General features: G+C 72.1%; 16 protein-coding genes and 2 pseudogenes. 12 read left to right on the top strand and 6 right to left on the bottom strand.

Annotation, left to right across the window (positions count from 1 at the left end):
• The first annotated feature begins 98 nt into the window (after positions 1-98).
• From N6H00_RS35065 to N6H00_RS35075, 3 genes are all read left to right on the top strand, one after another.
• Positions 99-1,262, top strand: coding sequence for a tetratricopeptide repeat protein (locus N6H00_RS35065; protein WP_268975874.1), 1,164 nt, complete (start codon positions 99-101; stop codon positions 1,260-1,262).
• The gene (locus tag N6H00_RS35070) at positions 1,259-2,350 is read left to right on the top strand and encodes a polyprenyl synthetase family protein (protein WP_268975875.1); all 1,092 of its coding nucleotides are present in this window, start codon (positions 1,259-1,261) and stop codon (positions 2,348-2,350) included. Before N6H00_RS35065 ends, N6H00_RS35070 begins: the two co-directional genes overlap by 4 nt.
• 183 nt (positions 2,351-2,533) lie before the next feature.
• Positions 2,534-3,511, top strand: a complete 978-nt coding sequence (locus tag N6H00_RS35075) for a fumarylacetoacetate hydrolase family protein (protein WP_268975876.1) — start codon at positions 2,534-2,536, stop codon at positions 3,509-3,511.
• 59 nt (positions 3,512-3,570) lie between these two features.
• On the opposite strand, the gene N6H00_RS35080 is transcribed toward N6H00_RS35075, so the two are convergent.
• Positions 3,571-4,209, bottom strand: a complete 639-nt coding sequence (locus N6H00_RS35080) for a L,D-transpeptidase family protein (protein WP_268975877.1) — start codon at positions 4,207-4,209, stop codon at positions 3,571-3,573.
• A gap of 150 nt (positions 4,210-4,359) precedes the next feature.
• Here N6H00_RS35080 and N6H00_RS35085 point away from each other — a divergent pair, with 150 nt between their 5' ends.
• Positions 4,360-4,986: an alpha-ketoglutarate-dependent dioxygenase AlkB gene (locus N6H00_RS35085; RefSeq protein ID WP_268975878.1), complete on the top strand. Its 627-nt coding sequence runs from the start codon at positions 4,360-4,362 to the stop codon at positions 4,984-4,986.
• Between the two features lie 9 nt (positions 4,987-4,995).
• On the opposite strand, the gene N6H00_RS35090 is transcribed toward N6H00_RS35085, so the two are convergent.
• Together N6H00_RS35090 and N6H00_RS35095 are read right to left on the bottom strand one after the other, a co-directional pair.
• The gene (locus N6H00_RS35090) at positions 4,996-6,321 is read right to left on the bottom strand and encodes an MFS transporter (RefSeq protein WP_268975879.1); all 1,326 of its coding nucleotides are present in this window, start codon (positions 6,319-6,321) and stop codon (positions 4,996-4,998) included.
• 158 nt (positions 6,322-6,479) lie between these two features.
• On the bottom strand, positions 6,480-7,703 hold the full coding sequence (locus N6H00_RS35095; protein WP_268975880.1) for a PucR family transcriptional regulator: 1,224 nt from the start codon (positions 7,701-7,703) through the stop codon (positions 6,480-6,482).
• A 187-nt stretch (positions 7,704-7,890) separates the two neighbouring features.
• On the opposite strand from N6H00_RS35095, the gene N6H00_RS35100 reads away from it, so the two are divergent.
• The 6 genes from N6H00_RS35100 to N6H00_RS35125 all read left to right on the top strand — a co-directional run bounded on the left by N6H00_RS35100 (position 7,891) and on the right by N6H00_RS35125 (position 14,083).
• Entirely contained in the window at positions 7,891-8,688 is a 798-nt protein-coding gene (locus tag N6H00_RS35100; RefSeq protein ID WP_268975881.1) for an SDR family NAD(P)-dependent oxidoreductase, read from the top strand.
• A 260-nt stretch (positions 8,689-8,948) separates the two neighbouring features.
• Positions 8,949-9,743, top strand: coding sequence for a thaumatin family protein (locus tag N6H00_RS35105; RefSeq protein WP_268975882.1), 795 nt, complete (start codon positions 8,949-8,951; stop codon positions 9,741-9,743).
• A 51-nt stretch (positions 9,744-9,794) separates the two neighbouring features.
• Positions 9,795-10,616, top strand: coding sequence for a glycoside hydrolase family protein (locus N6H00_RS35110; RefSeq protein WP_268975883.1), 822 nt, complete (start codon positions 9,795-9,797; stop codon positions 10,614-10,616).
• A 57-nt stretch (positions 10,617-10,673) separates the two neighbouring features.
• Entirely contained in the window at positions 10,674-11,108 is a 435-nt protein-coding gene (locus tag N6H00_RS35115; RefSeq protein WP_268975884.1) for a septal ring lytic transglycosylase RlpA family protein, read from the top strand.
• 240 nt (positions 11,109-11,348) lie between these two features.
• Positions 11,349-13,223, top strand: coding sequence for a serine/threonine-protein kinase (locus N6H00_RS35120; protein ID WP_268975885.1), 1,875 nt, complete (start codon positions 11,349-11,351; stop codon positions 13,221-13,223).
• Positions 13,220-14,083 (top strand): FHA domain-containing protein, encoded by an 864-nt coding sequence (locus tag N6H00_RS35125; protein WP_268975886.1) that lies wholly within the window; start codon positions 13,220-13,222, stop codon positions 14,081-14,083. The genes N6H00_RS35120 and N6H00_RS35125 overlap by 4 nt, the downstream gene beginning before the upstream one ends.
• 171 nt (positions 14,084-14,254) lie before the next feature.
• Here the strand turns inward: N6H00_RS35125 and N6H00_RS40275 are convergent.
• Positions 14,255-14,437: pseudogene (locus N6H00_RS40275) on the bottom strand (FtsX-like permease family protein); the annotation flags it as partial.
• A gap of 33 nt (positions 14,438-14,470) precedes the next feature.
• On the opposite strand from N6H00_RS40275, the pseudogene N6H00_RS40280 reads away from it, so the two are divergent.
• Together N6H00_RS40280 and N6H00_RS35130 are read left to right on the top strand one after the other, a co-directional pair.
• Positions 14,471-14,572: pseudogene (locus N6H00_RS40280) on the top strand (DNA-binding response regulator); the annotation flags it as partial.
• 109 nt (positions 14,573-14,681) lie between these two features.
• Entirely contained in the window at positions 14,682-15,779 is a 1,098-nt protein-coding gene (locus N6H00_RS35130; protein ID WP_268975887.1) for a LacI family DNA-binding transcriptional regulator, read from the top strand.
• Here N6H00_RS35130 and N6H00_RS35135 read toward each other — a convergent pair.
• A complete protein-coding gene (locus N6H00_RS35135; protein WP_268975888.1) occupies positions 15,773-16,717 on the bottom strand; it encodes a carbohydrate ABC transporter permease in 945 nt (314 codons plus the stop codon). The two genes, N6H00_RS35130 and N6H00_RS35135, sit on opposite strands and share 7 nt — an antisense overlap.
• 7 nt (positions 16,718-16,724) lie before the next feature.
• A complete protein-coding gene (locus tag N6H00_RS35140; RefSeq protein ID WP_268975889.1) occupies positions 16,725-17,660 on the bottom strand; it encodes a carbohydrate ABC transporter permease in 936 nt (311 codons plus the stop codon).
• Positions 17,661-17,676 lie beyond the last annotated feature (16 nt).

Consider the following 17,676-nt stretch of genomic DNA (forward strand, 5'->3'; position numbering starts at 1 on the left):
TTGGTCAACTCAGGCTTCCTGCTAGCTATACACTGCGTGTATACATGCGGTGCATAGGTCGCCGCGCGTTCCTGGGAACCACAGACGGAAAGGCATCCATGTACGGCAAGGCATTCGCTCCTGAGTACCAGGGCTCGCTCACCACCCTGTCCGTGAACTCTTCGCTGGTCGACGTACTGGCGGCGGGCACCGAGCAGTTGCGGGCGGCCGAGCGGGGCGGCTCACCGGGGGAGGCGGCCCGTGCGGGGCTGGCGGTCGCCGAGGCGTACCGGAGGCTGGGGCACGTCGGTGAGGCCGAGCGCGAGTGGAAGGCCAGCTACCGGGCGGCCCGTACGGCGGGGGACCTCGGGGCGATGGCGTGGGCGCTGTGGAGCGGAGGCACGCTCGCCCGGCAGCGGGGTGCGCTGGCGCTGGCGTGGCGGCTGCTGGGACTCGCGGCCGACCTCGGCGAACGCGGCGGGGACATCGTCGTCCGCGGCTACTCGCTCGCCGGGATGGCGGAAACCGGCCGTATCCAGGGGGACTACGAGGCCGTGGGCGCGCTGCACGAGAAGCTCCTCGCCGAGGCGCGGAAGCGCGGCGAGGCGCGGCACACCGTATGGGCGCTGGAAGGCATCGCCCAGATGCACCGCAACACCGGGTCGTACGACTCGGCCTACGCGATGTTCGAGGAGGCCGCGGGGATAGCCGCACAGGCCGAGGACCGGCGCGGACACGCGTGGGCGCTGCGTGGCATGGCCGACATCATCTCCGTCCGCGACGGGGACGTGGAGCGCGCGCTGGAGCTGCTCTCCGAGGCCGAACTGACCTGCCGTGAGATGAACCTGGTGAGCGCGCTGGCGTACAACCACAAGATGCGCGGCAACGTGTTCTACCGCGCGGGCCGTTACGAGGAGGCCCGCGCGATGTACGAGCAGGCGCTGGAGGAGTTCCGCGACATGAGCGAGCCGCGCGGCGAGGCGCTCGCCAGGCTCGGGCTCATCAAGTCCCTGGCCCGGCTGGGCCGCGACCGTGCCCGGACCGCCGAGGACCTGTCCGCACTGGCCACCGCGCTGGAGCGGATCGGACTGCGGCACGCCCGGCAGATGGTGGACCGGGCCCGGGAGGAGTTCGGTCTCACCGAGGCCGCGGAGGACGCGCAGGTTGCGGGGGACGCGCAGGCCGCGGAGGGCGCGCAGGCAGTGGGGCCCGCGGAGGTCGCGGGGGACGCGCAGGCCGCGGAGGTCGCGCAGGCCGCGGAGACCGTGGGGGCGGCCCGATGACCACGGCGACCACGGCGTTCCCCGTGTTCCTCGGCGCGGACGAGACCACCGCGACCGCGGGCGACATCCTCGTCCGCTGCCGGGACCTGGTGCGCCCGGCGCTGGCCGAGGCGGTCGGGCGGCTGCACCCGTGGCTCGGCGAGATGGCCGCGTACTCCTTCGGCTGGTGCGATGTGGGCGGCACGCCCGCCGGGGGAGCGGGTGGCAAGGGGGTGCGGCAGGCGCTGGCCGTGCTGAGCGCCGAGGCGGCCGGGGCGTCCGGTGAGGCGGCGGTCGCCGGCGCGGTGGCCGTGGAGCTGGTGCACACCTTCTCACTGCTGCACGACGACATCATGGACGGCGACCAGACCCGGCGCTCCCGGCCCACCGTGTGGAAGGCGTACGGGACGGGCCCGGCCGTGCTGGCCGGCGACGCCCTGTACGCACTGGCGGTGGAGGTGCTCGCCGCCGCGCCCGGCGGCGGGACCGCCGCCGCGGTGCGGCGCCTGGGCGCCGCGATGGCCGACCTCTCCAGCGGGCAGGCGGACGATCTGCTCTTCGAGTCGCGCCCCTGGACCGGGCCCACGGCGGTGGGGCCGGAGGAGTACCGCACGATGGCCGAGCACAAGACCGGGGCGCTGCTCGGCTGCGCCGCCGCCCTGGGCGCCGCGCTCGCCGGGGCGCCGGAGACCACCGTGGCCACCTTGGACCGGGCCGGACGGCATATGGGCGTGGCGTTCCAGGTGGCGGACGATCTGCTGGGCATCTGGGGCGATCCCGCGGTCACCGGCAAACCCGTCCACCACGATCTGCGGCGGAGCAAGAAGACCTTCCCCGTGCTCGCCGCCCTGAGCGCCGACGGCCCCGGCGCCCCGGCCGCCGGACGGCTGGCCGCCCTCCTGGAGGAGTTTCCCGACACCCCGGACGACGCCACCACGCACCGGGCGGCCGCTCTGATCGAGCAGGCCGGCGGCCGCATGGCGGCCCTGGCGGAGGCCGACTGTCACATCACCGCCGTGGAAGCGTGTCTGGACGGTCTGCCGCTGGCGCCGCGGGCCAGCGCGGAGCTGCGCACGCTGCTGGGCTTCCTGGTACGGCGCGAGATCTGACCGCCCTGGGTGAGGCGTCGCCCGCCCCTCACCGGGGCGGTCGAAGCGTCATCGTGGCGGCGGGTGCCCGCACGGCCACCCGCCCCTCCGTCGGCGGCGCGGCCACCGCCCTCCGCCGGCGCGGTGACGCCCTCCGCTGGGTAGGAGGACGAGTCACAGCGTCAGGAGAGGAGAGGACGACAGATGACACGCATCGTGCGCTTCGCCGACGACGCCGGGACCGTCCGGACCGGAGTGGCCGACGACACCGGCGGAGTACGGGCCTTCCCCGGGGCGCCGCTCATCGCCGAGCTGCTGCGGCTGTCCGGGGCGGAGCTGCGGGCCCTGGTGGACAACACCGTCTCCGGCCCCGCCGCCGCCCACGAGGAGGACGTCCTGCTGCTGCCGCCGCTGGACGGGCTGATGGAGCTGTGGGCCGCGGGGGTGACGTATGAACGCTCCCGCGAGGCCAGGGTGGAGGAGAGCACCGAGCAGTCGGTGTACGAGCGGATCTACGACGCCGAGCGCCCGGAGCTGTTCTTCAAGGCGGCGCCCTGGCGGGTGGTGACCGACGGTGAGCCGATCGCCGTACGGGACGACTCCGAGCTGAACGTCCCCGAGCCCGAACTGGCGCTGGTCCTCAACCGGCACGGCGAGACCGTCGGCTATCTGGTCGCCGACGACGTCAGCTCACGGTCCATCGAGGGTGAGAATCCGCTCTACCTCCCCCAGGCGAAGATCTACGCCGGAAGCGCCGCCGTGTCCTCCGGCATCGTGCCCGCCTGGGAGATCGCCGCCCCCGACGCGCTGGACATCACCCTGGTGGTCTGGCGCGACGGCGAGGCGGCCGTCCGGTCGGCCACCTCCACGGCCGCGTTCCACCGCACCCCGCGGGGGCTGGTGGAGCATCTGTGGCGCTCCCAGCCCTTCCCCGACGGCGCCGTGCTGTCCACCGGCACCGGCATCGTGCCCGCGCTCGACTTCACCCTGCGGGCCGGGGACGTCGTGGAGATGTCCATCGAGGGGGTGGGCACCCTGCGCAACCCGGTACGCGCCGGTCAGGCCGGACTGGACTGGCTGGTGGAAGCCATCGACGATCCGCTCGCGCGCCGTGCCCACCGAGGCGGCTCCCCGGAGAGTGACCCCGGCTCCCCGGAACGATCCCGGCTCCCCACAGAGTGATCCCGGCTCCCCGGAACGATCCGGCTCCGCGACGGCCGTCCCGCGTGGCCGGCCGGTCCTCAGCGTGCGAGCGAGACCGCGTCGCCCATGACGACGACGGGTGCGCGGTCCGGGTCCAGCGCCCGCAGCAGGTCCTTCATCGGGCCCTTCCCGAGGCTCACACATCCGCGCGTGGGGCCGCCGTGGTCGACGTGCAGCCAGATGCCGCCGCCCAGGTCCGGACCGAGCGGGCGGGTCCGGTCCAGGGGTGAGGTGCCGGGCGCGCGGTTGTAGTCGATGGCGACCACGTAGTCGAACGAGCCGGTCAGGGGCTCGCCGTCGAAACCCGTGCCGCTCGTGGTGAAGCCGGCCGAATGGTCGTAGGGCAGCCGGGTGCCGGGGTCGGGGAGGCGTCCGCCGGCGTCCGTGAGGGTGTAGACGCCGATGGGGGAGCGCAGATCACCCTCCCGGTGGTGGTCGGTCCAGCCCTCCAGCGCGTTGTGCGCCGGCCGGCTCGTCCCGGCCCGCCAGCCGGTGCCGGTGCGCTCGTACAGGATGGCCGTGGACACCGGCGCGTTCCGGTCGTGTCCGGCCACCACCAGGACCTGCCGGGACCGGGGCGGCACCCCGGCCCAGGTCCAGGGCCCCACGCCCGGTGGCCTCCCCGCTGCCTCCTCCGGGGTGACGCCGGGCGAGCGGCCGGCCGTATGGCTGGTCATATCGCGCTCCCGTCAGCGGTGACACCTCGTCCCCGTATCGACGCTAACCGCGTCTCCGCCCGCGTCGGTCCGTATGCGCAGGTCCGCCCGCGCAGGTCCGTATGCGCACCTTGGGGAACGTGTGTCCGATGACATCGGTACGCTGCCCATATGGGCGTATATCTCCAGGGTTCGCTCTTCGACCAGGCCGACGACATCGGTCTCGGCCCGCTGCGCGGGATGCGCAGGACCGAGCTCGGGTCCGGAGCCTGGATCGATCTGCGGCCCGGGTGGCTGAGCGGGGCGGACGACCTGTTCACCCGGCTCGTCGCCGAGGTTCCCTGGAAGGCCGAGCGGCGGCACATGTACGAGCAGGTGGTGGACGTTCCCCGGCTGCTCGCCTTCTACGGCGCCGAGGACCCGCTGCCGCACCCCGTCCTGGCCGAGGCCAGGGCGGCGCTCTCCGCGTACTACGCCAGCGAGCTGGGGGAGCCCTTCACCACGGCCGGGCTGTGCTACTACCGGGACGGCCGGGACAGCGTGGCCTGGCACGGCGACCGCATCGGCCGGGGGAGCAGCGAGGACACCATGGTCGCCATCCTGTCCGTGGGCGCGCCCCGGGACCTGCTGCTGCGCCCGCGCGGTGGCGGCGGCACCGTGCGACGGCCGCTCGGCCACGGGGACCTGCTGGTGATGGGCGGCTCCTGCCAGCGGACCTGGGAACACGCGATCCCCAAGTCCGCCCGTGCCACCGGCCCGCGGATCAGCGTCCAGTTCCGCCCCAGCGGCGTGGGGTGAAGCCGGCGGTCACCCGTGAGCCTGGGACCCGATCGGGTCGTCCTCCAGATCGGTGGTGTGGGTCTCCTTCAGGAACCACACGCACAGCGCGGAGATCAGGGCGATCACCACGATGTAGCCGGACACCGGAAGCGATGAGCCGGTGGAGGCGACGAGCTGGGTGGCGAGGACGGGGGTGACGCCGCCGCCGACGATGCCGCTCGCGTTGTAGGCCACGGACGCGCCGGTGTAGCGGTAGCGGGTGGCGAACATCTCCGGGAGGTAGGCGCCCATCGGGCCGTACAACGCGGCGAAGGCCAGCATCCCGACGGCCATCGCGAGCCCGATGAGCAGTGGCTCACCGGTGTTGATCAGGGCGAACATGGGATACGCCCACAGCGCGGCCAGAATCCCCGCGCTCAGGCAGACGGTACGGCGGCCGATGCGGTCGGACACCACGGCCAGTACCGGCGTGGCCAGGCCCAGCACGAGCGCCGCCACCATCGCGCACAGCAGCAGCATGTCCTTGTCGAGGTCCAGCTCCGTGGTGCCGTAGGACAGCGCGAAGGTCGTGATCGTGTAGAAGAGCGTGTGCGCGAGGATGAAGGCGCAGGTCGACAGGGCCAGAGTGGCGCCCTGGCGGCGGACCACGTCGACGATGGGCGCCTTGGCCCGCTCCTGCTGTTCCAGCGCCTTCTGGAAGACCGGTGTTTCGGCGATCCGCATCCGGATGTAGTAGCCGACGACGACCAGCGCCGCGCTGGCCAGGAACGGGATCCGCCACCCCCAGGACTCGAAGGTCGCGTCGTCCATCACCCGGCCCAGCAGCAGGAACGAGCCGCCGGCGATGATGAAGCCGATGGCCGGGCCGATCTGCGGGAAGCTCGACCACAGCCCCCGCTTGCCCCGGGGCGCGTACTCGGTGGCCAGCAGCACCGCGCCGCCCCACTCGCCGCCCAGCCCCACACCCTGGAGGAAACGGCACAGCACCAGCAGTACGGGCGCCGCGATCCCGACCGTCCCGTAGGTGGGCAGCAGCCCGATGGCGACCGTTCCCGTCCCCATCACGAGCAGCGAGGTGACCAGCATCGCCTTGCGCCCGGTGCGGTCCCCGAAGTGCCCGAAGATGACCGCGCCGATCGGGCGGGCGACGAAGCCCACACCGAAGGTGGCGAACGCGGCCAGCGTGCCCGCGAGCGCGGAGAAGGTGGGGAAGAACAGCTTGCCGAGGACGAGCGCGGCCGCCGTCCCGTAGATGTAGAAGTCGTAGAACTCGATCGCCGTTCCGACGAAGCTGGCGACCGCGATCCGTGTCGTGGACACGGTGCGGCCGGCGGGCGGGGCGAGGGTGGACATGGCGGCGGCTCCCAGGTGACGTGCACTGCGGTCGGAGTATCTGGCCCGGCCAGGGGGCATGCCACCGTTCCCTGTCGGGAATCGGCCGGATGCTTTCCTCTCTTTGTCGAAAAGCCGACGGTTGCCGGGGGGCCGTCGGCCGTGGTCGGTCCGGCGGCTCATCCCTGGCCGGCCGCGCGCATCAGGGAACGCAGCCGCAGCCCCAGATGGAGCGTCAGCCGGTTGTCGCCGTCGGCCAGGTCCAGTCCGGTGAGTTCCGCGATGCGCTGCAGCCGGTAGTACAGCGAGGTGCGGTGGAGGTGCAGGGCGTCCGCGGTGCGCGGCGCCGAACCGGCGTGGTCGAGGTAGGCCGCGAGCGTCTCGGTGAGGCGGCCCGAGGGATCCCGGGCCAGCAGGGCGCGCAGCGGCGCGGGCAGCAGCGCGGGAGTCAGCCGGTCCGGCGGGATCAGCGACAGGGGTGCCAGCGCGCCGAGTTCGGCCCAGTGCACGACGCCGTCACCGCCGGTTTGTGGCCCGGCCGCCCGTGCGGCGCCCGCCGCCTGCTCGCACGACATCCACGCCTGTTCGACACCGCCCTCCACGGTCTCGCCGATCCCCGCCACACACTCCGCCGACCCGTCCAGCACCGACCGCACCTGCTGGAGGAGGACCGCCGCCCGAGCGCGCAGCCGCTCCTCGGGTACGGGCCGGTCGGAGCAGGTCAGCAGCAGCCCGCGCGGCCCGTCCAGGCAGAACTCGGTGTGCAGCGCGCGGTCGCCCGCCACCCGCTCGAGCCCGGTGCGCAGCGCCACCTCCACCACCCCCGCGCGGTCGGCCGGCGGATCACCGACGACCCGCGCGACCGTGACACCGGCACAGCGGGCGGACGGCAGCCGGCCACCGCGGACGAGTGCGTCCCGCCCGGCCTCGCGCACCGTGGCCGACGGGCTCAGCAGCTGCCGCAACGCCTCCTCGCGGGCCATCCGCTCGGTGTCCCGTGCGGCGAACTCCCCGTACATGAGGGGAGCGAGGATACCGGTGGCCTCGACGACGGCCTCGACACTGGCGGGGGAGAGGGAGCCGTCGGGGTCGATGACCACGAGCAGGCCGAGCAGTTGGTGCCGCCACCGTATCGGCGCGCACAGTCGCGCCCGCATGCCCAGGTCGTCGCGCGGCGGGATGACACCGGGTTCGGTCCAGCGGTCGACCCCCTGGGCGAGGATGTGCCCGGCCGCCGCGCTGCCCGCGTCCCGCTGGAGCACCGCCCGCACCCGCACCCGGTCCTCGTCGCCGAAGTGGCGGCTCGCACACAGGATGTGCACCCGTGGGTCGTTGACCGCGACGGAACGGCCGATGCGCTCCGCCAGCTCGTCCACGACGTCCTGAAGCCGGCCTTCGAGCATCGTCCATCACCTCCCGCCGGACGGGCCGGGTGGCCCGTCGCCGCTGCCGATCGGAAAGATCTTTACGTATGTCTCGACCGATGTGAAGGGCGATGACCTGCTGTTTTCTACAGATCGAGGAGGCGGTGCGAGGTGTTTGCGACGGCCGTCGGTGGCCCCGGGACACCCCGGTGTCCAGGATCGGGCCATGCACAGGGGACGACGACTGGCCGACCGCACCGCCCTCGTCTTCGGGGCCGGCTCGAGCGGGGACGGGGTGAGCAACGGCCAGGCCGCCGCGCTCGCGTTCGCCCGGGAGGGCGCGCGGGTGGCGGCGATCGACATCGACGCGGACCAGGCCCGCCGTACGGCCGAGGCGATCACGGCCGAGGGTGGCACGGCACTGCCCCTGACGGCGGATGTCACCGACGAGGAGCAGGTGGCCGCCGCCGTCGCGGCGGCCGAGCGCGCACTGGGCACGCCCACGGTGCTGCACAACAACGTCGGCGTGGCCCGGCTGGGCGACATCACCGGACTCGACCTGGCCGACTGGCAGTCCGCCCTCGCGATCAATGTCGGCGGTGTCTTCCTGACCTGCAAGCACGTACTGCCGCGCATGGTGGCGGCGGGTGGCGGGGCGGTGGTCAACGTGTCCTCGATCGCGGCGATACGCGACACCGGGTATCCGTACCCGAGCTACAGCGCCTCGAAGGCGGCCGTCAACCAGCTCACGGTCAGCCTGGCGCTGCGCCACGCCGCCGAGGGCGTGCGGGTGAACGCCGTGATGCCCGGACTCATCGACACCCCGCTGGTGGCCCAGCAGATCGTGGCCGGGGCGGACGACCCCGAGGCCGCGCTCGCGGCCCGCCACGCGGTGAGCCCGACGGGCCGCATGGGCAGCCCGTGGGACGTCGCGGCCGCCGCCGTCTTCCTCGCCTCGGACGAGGCCGCGTACATCAACGGCGTATGCCTGCCCGTGGACGGTGGCCTCACGGCGCGCTGCTGAGCGCCATTTTGGTCCAGACCATTGACATACGGGGTCCGGGGGCGCTGTCATGGGGGACCGTCAGCTCTGGAGAGCGCTCTCAGGCCGATGCTATCGCCTGGGCCGGACCTCGGAGAGTTTTCGTGGGCAAAGGTTGTCATGATCGTGACACACTCCTCGTGATCAACCTCGCTCGGTCGTGGGAGCGCCCCGGCGCATGACCTTCCGGCGGCACCGCCGGCTCTTCCGTAGCACCTTTCCCCCACGACGAAAGAGGAACCATGCGGAAAATCCTGACCGCCGTGGCCGCCATGGCCGCCGCGGTCCTGGTGGCCCTGAGCCCGCATTCCGCGGCCAGCGCGGGCGCCACCCCCGGCACCGGCGCGGAAACGGCGTCCGGTACCGCGTCGGCCGCGGCGGTCGACCACACCGTCACGTTCGTCAACGACACCGGCAGGAAGGTGTGGATCGGCAGCGATGTCAATGCCGACGGGTCCAAGGACTTCACCTCGCTGCCCATCCTGGAGCCCGGCCAGTCGGGCACGGTGACGATTCCCGAGACGGCGGACCCCGGCCACTGGCGCGGCAAGTTCTTCGCCCGTCAAGGATGTACCGGAACCCCGGGCGACACCTTCCACTGCGAGGTGGGGGACTGCGGCAAGCTCGAGGACCACTGCGAGACCGCCGAACAGCCCACCAGCCTCGCGGAGTTCAACTTCGACACCCGGGACTCGCTGGCCCCCTGGTACAACGTCAGCTACGTCAACGCCTTCTCCCAGCCCGTCACCATCGCCCCGAACGACGCCGCGGGCGGCGGCGGATGCGACACGATGGGCTGCTCGCAGAACCTGCTGCCGCTGTGTCCCCCGGACAACCTGACGAGCTGGCCGGACGGCTCGCCGATGCTGTGCACCAACCCCAACCGGGACGCCAAGACGCCCTACAGCGACATGATCGCCGCCCATTGCCCCAAGGCCTACGGATGGTCCAAGCAGGACCAGGAACCGGGCAACCAGGTGATGCAGCAGTGCGGCCGGTGCAGCGGCTTCACCGTCACCTTCCACAGCGTCGTCTGACCGGCCGGTCGGCCGCCTCACCCGCGGCCGGATGAGGAAAGGAGGGACGACGTGCGGAGGATACGCCTCCTCACCGTCTTGCTGGCGGTGCTGACCCTGCTGACCACGGGCAGCCAGGCGGGCGCCGGTGCGTCCGCCGCTGAGGCCGGGAAGAAGGGCGTCAGCGCCTGGAACTTCGACGGGGTCACCGCGGCGATGGCCGATTCCGGGGTCGGCTGGTTCTACACCTGGGCCTCGGGCAAGGAACAGATCCAGCCGCCGGACGGTGTCGAGTTCGTGCCCATGATCTGGGGTGCGGGATCGGTGACCGACACCGAACTCGACCGGGCCAGGAGCGAGGGCAGCACCCTGCTCGGATTCAACGAGCCGGACCTGGCCGGCCAGGCGAACATGACCGTGGAGCAGGCCCTCGACCTGTGGCCCCGGCTCCAGTCGACCGGTATGCGGCTCGGCGCCCCCGCCGTGGCCTACGGCGGCGACGTCGCCGACGGCTGGCTCGACCGCTTCATGAAGGGCGCCGCCGACCGCGGCTACTCGGTCGACTTCATCCCGCTGCACTGGTACGGCGCGGACTTCGACGCCACCCGCGCCACCGACCAGCTGCGCGGCTATCTCCAGGCCGTCCACGACCGCTACCACAAGCCCATCTGGCTCACCGAGTACGCGCTGATCGACTTCTCGACCGGTACCCCGAGGTATCCAACCGCGGAGCAGCAGGCCGCGTTCGTGACGAAGTCCACCGCCATGCTCCAGGGACTGTCCTTCGTCGAGCGGTACGCGTGGTTCACGCTGTCCGCCGATCGCGGCGGCACCGGTCTCTACAACGGCGCGACGCCCAACCAGATGGGCGCCGCCTACCGCGCGGCCGGCTGACGAACGGCCCGTCCGTGCGCACCCCCCACCACCACACATCGAAACGAGGTCCTCGCCATGCGCAAGGGAATGCTGGCCGGCCGGCTGGCGGCCGCGGCCGTCGCACTGACCGCCGTGCTCGGTGTCGCCCCGACGAGCACCGCCGCGACCAGTGACATCCCGCCGGCCGGAGAGAACTGCTGGGCGACCCACTACGGCTACATACCCCCCGGTGCCTACACCGCCAGCGGCGAACTCTTCGACAACAACGCGGACACCGCGGCGACGTCCCTGAGCCGCGATCCGCAACTGCCCTTCGGGACCAAGGTGAAGGTCACCAACGTCGCGAACGGCGCGTCCCTGGTGGTGCGCATCAACGACCGCGGCACCTTCGCGTGGAGCTCGTCGGTGCCCAAGTGCCTCGACCTGACCGACGGGGCGTACGCCCGGCTCGGCGGAGTCCTCAACCCCGACTCCGGCCACATCGTGGTCAAGGAGGAAATCGTGCCCTGACCCCGCACCGACGGCGGAAAAGCGCGGTCGCGGCGGCCCCGGAACGCGGTTCCGGGGCCGCCGCGTGCAGGTGCCCCCATGCCGCCCCGCGAAGCGCCCGTCGTACGCCGGCGGCTTCGCTCTTTCCGGGGCTCTTCGCCGGAACCGCTACCCACCGACCTCGGGCCGAAGTACTCTCCCTCGCGAAACGCCGGGAGCGGGAACTCGTGCGATGAAGTGGGGTAAACGGGGGTGCGGGTGATGGCGGAGGCCGGTGACAGGATCGCCGACCGATATCTCCTTCAGGAGCCCATCGGCAGCGGCGGTATGGGCATCGTCTGGCGGGCCCACGATGAACTGCTGAACCGGCAGGTCGCGATGAAGTGTGCCCATCCGGACGACGAGCGCGCGGAGCGGCGGCTCACCAACGAGGCATCCAACGCCGCGCAGCTGCATGATCGGCACGTCGTCTCGGTGTTCGACTTCGTCAAGGAGGGCGGGGACTGCTGGATCGTCATGGAGTACGTGTCCGGGAGCAGCCTCGCCGACCTGGTGCGCGGCCGTGGCGCCCTCTCCCCGCAGGAGGTGGGCTCCATCGGCTGCCAGATCGCCGCCGCGCTGGCGAAGTCGCATGCCGAGGGCGTGGTGCACGGCGATGTCTCCCCGGAGAACGTGCTGGTCACCGAGGACGGGGTGGCCAAGCTGACCGATTTCGGCATCTCCCGGGCGCTGTGGAGCGAGGCCACCTTGACCCGGACCGGTGGCGTGCCCGGCAAGCCGTTGTATCTGCCGCCCGAGGTGGCCAAGGGACACCCGGCCGACCGGAAGTCCGATGTGTTCTCCCTGGGCGCGACCCTCTACGCGGCGGTCGAGGGACAGTCTCCGTACGGTAAGGCCGCACACCTCATGGCCTATGTGGCGCGGGCCATCGACGGCCATATCGAGCCCCCGCGCCGGGCCGGGCCGCTGGCCGAGGCGCTCACCGCGCTGCTGAGCGTGGAGCCGAAGCGGCGCCCCGCCGCCGATCAGGCCGTACGGCTGCTGCGGCGGGCCACCCCCGGGTCCCCGCCTGGCGAGGGCCCGCATGACGGCGGCCCGCTGGACCGCACCCCTTTCGGCGTGCGGCTGGTGCCGCCGTCGGCCCGAAGGCCCTGGCACCGCCCGAGCCGCCGTGTGGTGATCACCACGACCGCGCTGGGTGCCGCCGCGGCCCTGGTGGCGTGGCTCGCCCTGGTCGGCCCCTGGAGCGGCGGACACTCCGACGAGAGCGGCCCGTCCCAGCCGGGACGGGCCGGCACCGTGGGCGACGCGCGCACGGCCGACCCCTGCACACTGCTCGACGCCGTCTCGCTCAGCCGCTTCGGCGCGACCGTGCTCGACCCGGACTACGGCGAGATCGATCGGTGCGATGTCCTGCTGCGCGGCGAGAGCGGCGATGACATCGCCGACGTCCAGCTCAACTTCGACGCCGACCCGCCGGAGCCGGGCGGCGTCGTGCCCACCAGAAGGGTCGGCAATGTCACCATCGGCGCGTACAAGCGCGAGGGGGACAAGTGCGTGCGGAACATCGCGTCGGCTGACCGGAAACAGATCTGGATCATCACCGAGCGGCTCGGCACCCCGGCTCCCGACCCGTGCCAACTCGGCGACGCGGCCACCGACTACGCCGTCAGCGTGCTGGACCGCGGCCAGGTCCCCCGGCGCTCGTCGCGGCCGGACGAGAGCTCCCTGGCCCGGGGACACGCATGCGGGCTGTTCGACGGTGATGAGCTCGAGCGGGCCGCCGGTGTCGAGGTGACGGACCGCGACCAGGGCTTCGGGGACTGGCGATGCGAGTGGGCGAACGGCTCGGGCGACGCGGGAGTGGAGCTGGAGTTCAGCCGGAGCAACGTTTTCATCTCTCACGACGGACAGCGAGCGGTGATCGCCGGCAGAAAGAGCTTCGTATTGCCCAACGAGTGGAGCGACGAGTCCTGCCTCGTCCAGATGTTGCACCGCTCCTACCGCAACTCCCTCGGCGATGACACCGTCGAGCTGGTGTCGTTGAACGTCCACGGACCGCAGTCCACCGAAAAGCTCTGCCACACCGCCAAGGCGCTCACCGCCGCGGCCGCGAAGAAACTACCGAAGGCATGACCACACCTCCCGGCAACGACCGCCGCACCACCGCCCGTCCCCCCGCGAGCCGCCCCGCCACCGGCCGCCCCGCCACCGGCCGTCCCGCCGTGGCCGGTCGCCTGCTGCCCGCCGCGCACGGCAGCCTGGCCCGCGGGGTGTCCGCGCCGGTGCCGGGCACCGCCTTCGCCCTCGCGCTGACCGGCGGCATCACCCTGGGCCCCGGCGACGGCCGGGAGCTGCTCTTCGGGCGCAACCGGCCCGAGGTGCACGTCTGCGTGGGCGAGGACGACCCGCAGGTCAGCCGCTGCCAGGGCAGGCTGACCCACCGCCACGGCCAGTGGTGGGTGGCCAACAACGGCCGGCTGCCCCTGCGCTTCCCGACGCGGCTGCTCTTCACCGGCGAGGAGCCGCTGCCCCTCGAGACCGGCTACACCCCGCTGTTCGTGCGCGGCTCACGCGACCGGGAGCATCTGCTGGAGGTCTTCGTCAGCGGTCCCGAGGCCGAGCGCCCCGTGGCCCAGCCCGGGGACGTCACCCGCCCGCCCCGCGTATGGGTGCTCACCGAGGAGGAGAAGCTCGCGCTCGTCGTCCTCGGCCAGCGGTATCTGCTCCATGAACCACGCCCGCAGCCGCTCACCTGGAAGCAGACCGCCGCCCAGCTCGCGGAGTTGCGGCCCGGGGAGGGCTGGCGGGAGAAGCGCGTCGAGCACCTGGTCAACCGGGTCCGCATGATGCTCTCCCGGGACGGTGTGCCCTGGCTGACCCGCGAGGAGGTCGGCGAACCGGTCGGCAACGCCCTCAACGACCACCTGATCCGCGCCCTGATGATGTCGACCACGCTCGTCCCCCTGGACCTGTCGCTGATCGACGCCGCCTGACCCTCCCGGCGCCTCCTCGGCGCCCGTGCCGTCATTCGGTGTCCGCGGTGATGGCCCGCAGCACCGGGACACGGGCGGGCCGACGCCCCGGCCAGGGCGAGGCCAGGACCCGATCGCGGCGCCGGCGACGAAGAACAGCGCCGCCCGGTCCCAGGGGATGACGAGGGGTACGCCCTCCTGGCCGAGGACGGCGGCCGCGCCGATGGCCGTGCTGGCGACGACCCCGAGCGCGGAGCCCAGGAGGGAGATGGCCACCGACCCCAGGCGCAGCACGGCCGCGACACCACGGCGGTCCAGTCCGATGGCCCGCAGCACACCGGACTCCCGCACCCGCTCGAAGACGGCCATGCCCATGGTGTTGACCACCCCGAGGGCGCCGATCACCGCAACGTGCAGCGCAAGCTCACCGCCCGCAACCGTGTCGAGATCGCGGCCTGGGCCTGGGAGCACGGCATGGTGGACGAGCCCTCGCCGAGTGGCGGACGGTGATCCGCTCGCCGAAGACGTCGCGCGGCCGGACACCGGCCGCCGCCTGAGCGGGCACCGCCGCGCGTGCCCGGGGCGTGCCCCCGGCTCCGGCACGCTCTAGGATCGGTCGGTGACCGCCGTGAAACAGCAGACCACCAGGGACGGAGCGGCACCGGGGCGAAAGCGCCCGGACGGTGCGGCCAGAAGCGCGACCGTCAAGGACGTGGCGACGCTCGCCGGAGTCTCCCCGAAGACCGTGTCCAACGTGATCAACGGCTTCGTCCATGTGTCCCCGGCGACCCGGGAGCGGGTCCAGCGGGCCATCCGGGAGCTCGACTACCGGCCCAACCGGGTGGCCCGCAACCTACGGCGCGGCACCACCGGCATGATCGGGCTGGTCCTGCCGGAGCTGGACGTCCCGTACTTCGCCGAACTGGGACGGCACTTCCTGACCACCGCCGAGGAACACGGCCGCACCCTGCTGATCGAGCAGACCCTCGGCGACCGCGAGCGGGAGGCGGCCGTCATCCACGGCCTCGGCGACCAGATCGTGGACGGCATGGTGGTGAGCCCGCTCGCCCTGCACGGCAGCGCGCTCGCCGGCCACCTCGGCGCCGTGCCGCTGGTGCTCCTCGGCGAACGCCCCAGCGGCGGCCTCGCCGACCATGTGGTGATCGACAACGTGGCCGCCGCGAAGGAGGCCGTGACCCATCTGGCGCGCACCGGCCGCCGCCGGATCGCCGCCATCGGGCTCCAGCCCGAGCCGTACATCGGCACACCGCTGCTGCGCAGGACCGGCTACCGCCAGGCGCTGGAGGAGGCCGGGCTGCCGCTGGACCCCCGGCTGGAGCGGGAGACCCCCCGCTACCACCTGCGCGAGGGCGCGCGGGCGATGGAGGTGCTGCTGGAGCAGGCCGAACCGCCGGACGCCGTGTTCTGCTTCAACGACGCGCTGGCCCTCGGCGCGCTGCGGACCCTGTACGAACGCGGGCTGCGGGTGCCGGACGACATGGCCGTGATGGGGTTCGACGGCATCGAGGCCGCCCGGTACAGCACACCGAGTCTGAGCACCGTGGCGCCGGACAAGAGCGCCATCGCCCGGCGCGCCGTCGATCTGCTGCTGGAGCGGATCGACGCACCGGACCGCCCGGCCCAGGAGGTGGTGGTCGGATACACGCTGCACATCCGCGAGTCCACCGAGGGCCGGGCCGCCCGGACCGGTCACTGACCTCCCAGACCGGTGGTGGCCACCGACTTCACGATCTGCCGCTGGAACAGCATGAAGACGATCAGCAGCGGGAGGGAGCCGAGGATCGAGGAGGCCGACTCCTGGGCGTTCCGCAGCCCGGTGGAGTCCTTCACGGTCGACAGCCCCACCGGCAGCGTCATCAGCTGCGGATCGCTGGTGCTGATGAACGGCCACAGGAAGTTGTTCCAGGTGTTGATGAAGACGAAGATCGCCACCGCTGCCAGGATCGGCCGGGACAGTGGCATCACCACACTCCAGAACACCCGGAAGCTGCCCGCCCCGTCGATCCGGGCGGCCTCCTCCAGCTCACGCGGGATGCCGTCGAAGAACTTCTTCAGGATGAACACCATCGCGGGCGCCACCACCTGCGGCAGGATCACCGCCGCGTAGGTGTCGACGAGGTTCATCGCGAGCATCTGCCGGAACAGCGGCACGATCAGGATCTGCGGCGGCACCATGATCGAGGCGATGATGACGGCGAAGAGCACCCGGCGGCCACGGAAGAGCGTCCGGGAGAAGGCGTACGCCGCCATCGCCGAGACGGCCACGGTGAGCGCCGTGACGCACACCGCGATCACGAGGCTGTTCAGCGCCCACACCGGGAGCTTGCCCTGGCCGAAGATGGTCCGGTAGGCGTCGAGGGTGAAGCCCGCCTTGGGAATCCAGTCGACGCCCGACGCGCTGGCGTCGACCTCCGTCTTGAACGACGTGTCCACTCCCCAGCCGAACGGCACCAGCCACGCCACCGTCATCAGCGCCAGCGCCAGCAGTGTCAGCACGCGCGGGAGGAGCCCCGTGCCGAGCGTGGGGTGCCAGGCGTGGCCGCGGCCGTAGCGGCGCCGCCGGACCACCTCCCGGGGCATGGTCGAACGGGGCGGCTTGCCGGGTGTGCGGGGTGAGAGAGTCTCGGTGGTCATGGCGCGATCAGTCCTCCCCGCGCGAGAAGATCTTCAACTGGGCGATCGAGAGGATGATGATCACTGCGAAGAACACATACGACACCGCCGAGGCGTAGCCGAGCCGGTAGTTGGTGAAGCCGGTGTCGTAGATGTACTCCAGGATCGGCCGGGTGGAGCCGTTGGGACCGCCCTTGGTGAGCAGATAGATCTGGTCGAACACCTTCAGCGACGCCATCACCTGCAACACCGCGATCAGCCCGGTGGTCCGGCGCAGCTGGGGCAGGGTGATCGACCACAGCCGGCGCCACGCACCGGCGCCGTCGAGCGCGGCCGCCTCGTAGAGGTGGTCGGGGATCGCCTGGAGCGCGGCCAGGTACAGCAGGAAGTTGAACCCCACTGTCCACCACAGGGTCACCAGCGCGATGGACCACATCGCGACCTTCTCGTCCGTCAGCCAGGTGACCCCGTCGAGCCCGACGGCCTGGAGCAGGCCGTTGAGCATCCCCCGGTCGGGCTGGTACAGCATGTTCCAGATCTGGAAGACCACCGCGACCGGCAGCAGGTGCGAGGCGAAGAAGGCCAGCCGCCACAGCCACTGCCCCGGCATTCCCGTGTACACCAGCAGGGCCATCACGAGGGCGACGACGACGAGGGGGACGGTGGACAGGACGGTGAACCAGACCGTGTTGCCGAGGGTCTCCCACACCTGGCTGTCGCCCAGCGCCTCGGTGTAGTTGTCCAGGCCGACGAAGGTGCCGTCACCGTGGCCGGTCAAGCTGGAGTTGGTGAAGCTCATCCACAGGCCGATACCGAGCGGCACGATGAGGAAGAGCGTGAAGAACACCAGGAAGGGGGTGGCGAAGAGCCACCCGGTACCGCCCGAGGACCGTGACCGGTCCGTGGCAGCGGGTCGTCGGGATCCGGCCGCGGCCTGACGCGCGGGCGTGGAGACGGAAGCCATGACATCGCTCCTTTCC

It is taken from the genome of Streptomyces sp. S465 (assembly GCF_026898115.1).
Classification (GTDB): Bacteria; Actinomycetota; Actinomycetes; order Streptomycetales; family Streptomycetaceae; genus Streptomyces; species Streptomyces luomodiensis.